The organism is Clostridium sp., assembly GCF_032552055.1.
Lineage (GTDB): Bacteria > Bacillota > Clostridia > Clostridiales > Clostridiaceae > Clostridium.
In genome coordinates this window covers 1-2455 of sequence record NZ_JAWGSV010000353.1, presented here as the reverse complement: position 1 = coordinate 2455, position 2455 = coordinate 1, and the positions used below count along the sequence as shown (strand labels likewise).

At 25.3% G+C, this 2455-nt stretch carries 2 protein-coding genes and 1 pseudogene; 2 read left to right on the top strand and 1 reads right to left on the bottom strand.

Going from position 1 to position 2455, the window contains the following annotated elements; all coding sequences use genetic code 11:
• Positions 1-277 (bottom strand): annotated as a pseudogene (locus E6248_RS15400) (NUDIX hydrolase); the annotation flags it as partial.
• 497 nt (positions 278-774) lie between these two features.
• Here E6248_RS15400 and E6248_RS15395 point away from each other — a divergent pair.
• Positions 775-1629 (top strand): hydroxyethylthiazole kinase, encoded by an 855-nt coding sequence (locus E6248_RS15395; protein WP_316341648.1) that lies wholly within the window; start codon positions 775-777, stop codon positions 1627-1629.
• Between the two features lie 159 nt (positions 1630-1788).
• Positions 1789-2157 (top strand): hypothetical protein, encoded by a 369-nt coding sequence (locus E6248_RS15390; protein ID WP_316341647.1) that lies wholly within the window; start codon positions 1789-1791, stop codon positions 2155-2157.
• Positions 2158-2455 lie beyond the last annotated feature (298 nt).

Sequence of the window (2455 nt, the reverse complement as noted above, 5' to 3'; positions counted from 1 at the left end):
CTTCTTTAGCTTCTTTAATAGCTACATATAATAAATCATCATCTCCATCAGCGTGTCCACCAGTCCAAGACCAAGATTTATAGATATTATGATAAATCATAAGGACTTTAGTTTTATCTTTATTCACTATGTATCCTGAGCTAGTTATATGTGCTAAAGGGTTCTCCCTAGTTAATAAGTTATTAAAGTTGTCCATGGCATATAAAATAGCTTCTTTATCTGAATTTTCTTGCTTATTAAAAGGTTTATAGTTTTTTATATTATCAATCCAGTTCATTTTAATTCTCCTATCGTATATAATTTGATGTCATATCAAGTAATAGTATAAGTCTGTAAAGACTATGTTAATCTATGTATCTCAACATTTGTTTCATCATGTAAAATGTTATATCTTTGGAATATCAGAGTAAGAACATCTAATAAAACAATTCTGCTATTAAATAAGCTTTCAAATCTAATTTATTTGATAGTTATTACATAATAGGTTATTCTACAACATTCATATATGTAATTATAAAGAAAATAATTAATTAAAGCAATTAGGCTTTAATATAGATAAATTAGTGTATTGCGTATAAAGTTATAAAGCCATATAATTGTCTTCTAAGATAGATAAATAGGTGCAGTATAATTAAAATTATTTAAAAATTAATGATGTAACATATGCAAATAAAGTCGAATAATATGTACAAAGGCAGTTGTGGGGTGTAAAATAAGATTCCTTTGCCACTGTCTTATACTATTATTAGTTTAAGATGTAAGAGAGGATACAAGATGCAAATTGGTGTAAGAGCCTTAGACGAGTGCTTAAGCTTGCAGAAGAAAAGTAAACCTCTTATATACTGTATTTCAAATTCGTTATTATTAAAGGATTTAGCTGAATGTATTACGGCATATAATGGAATACCTGTATTTTTTTCTTCATTAATTAGTGATAATGCAAACAATAAAGATATAGCATCTTTATTAGTAAGCTTAGAAGACTTAAGTGAAGAAAAGATACAGGATATTGAGAAATCAATAAGAATTGCTAGAAGAAGAAAAATGCCAATAATCTTAGATTTAATAGGAGAGGAAAATTCTTTTATAAAGAAGGAAACTGCTTTAAGCATTATTAATAGATATAATATAAATGTTGTAATTGGAAGTATAAATGAATTTAAAGTAATTATTAATAATGAAAAAAATAGGAAAGAAGATAACTCCTGTATTGATAGGTTTAGGGATAATATAGAAGTTAGAGTGGGCTTTAGAAATTTTTCAAAAGCAAACAATATAATAGTAGTAGTAAAGAGTGAGGAATACTATTTAACAGATGGATACAGCGAATTTTTTGTTGATAGAGAAATAAATAGAGAAAGTTTTAATTTATTTGAAGCTATTAAATTAGAATATATGTTAGCTGCTTTAATATCTGTTGGGGTTGCTTCTGCAGGCACTAGTGAAGAGAAGTTTATTAGCGTCTTAGTTGCTATTATGACTATGGCAGTAAGTGAAAAAATAGTTGTACAAAAGAATTTAAAAAAAGACAGTATTTTAAATAAAGAATACTTAATAGATGAAATTAAAGATGTAAATTCAGATAAATTAAATAAATTATCAAAAATTGATTATTTATTTGTGAGATAAATGAAAAAAGGCACTTAGGTGCCTTTTGGATTTATATACTACTTTTTGTTTAATTTCTCATATTTAATTTAAGTATAACGTACTATATAGTATAACTATATTATGATTAAAGATTTTGAGTAAAGATAGCAGATAAATATATAAAAGGTGGTATGAGATATGAAAAAACTATTAGTATATTTTTCGCTTTTTATTTTCAGTATGATTTTATTTGTAGGATGTTCTGAAAATAATAAAACCTCTATGACTGGCATATATTTAAGATCAACTAATGGAAGTAATATTATTATTGTTGATAATAATGGACCGATTGTTATGTCAAATGAAACAGGTAGTGAAAATGTTTTTGATGATTTAGAAAATGGAGATAAAATAGAAGTTACTTACGATGCAATTATGGAAACCTACCCTGGAAGGACTACAATATATAGTTGTAAGCTTATAGAAAAAGGAAGTGCAAAGGATATACCTAAAGATATATTAGATAAACTAGAAGAAATGGGATGGACATTTGATTTATCAGAATAAAAACATATAAACTATTAAATATTAATAGTATTTAAATTGCATGGCAAAGTGGATAGGGGATACCTATCCACTTTTAATATATAAATAATTAATAGTAGTTTAAAACATAGACGAAAATTAAAAATATAATTTTCCATAAAATGGACAAGGATTAATTACTTTGATAAAATACATATTATAACATAAAAGTTATAATATGTAAAATTAAATAGGGGGCATGGGGATGTTTAAGTTTATAGCAACGTATTTAAAAAAATTTAAGTATAAAATATTAGTATATTTGCTAATGGCTATTTTT

What these genes read in the sequence shown, in the direction of transcription:
- E6248_RS15395 (WP_316341648.1), top strand. Translation starts at nt 775, where the DNA reads ATGCAAATTGGTGTAAGAGCCTTAGACGAGTGCTTAAGCTTGCAGAAG.
- E6248_RS15390 (WP_316341647.1), top strand. Translation starts at nt 1,789, where the DNA reads ATGAAAAAACTATTAGTATATTTTTCGCTTTTTATTTTCAGTATGATT.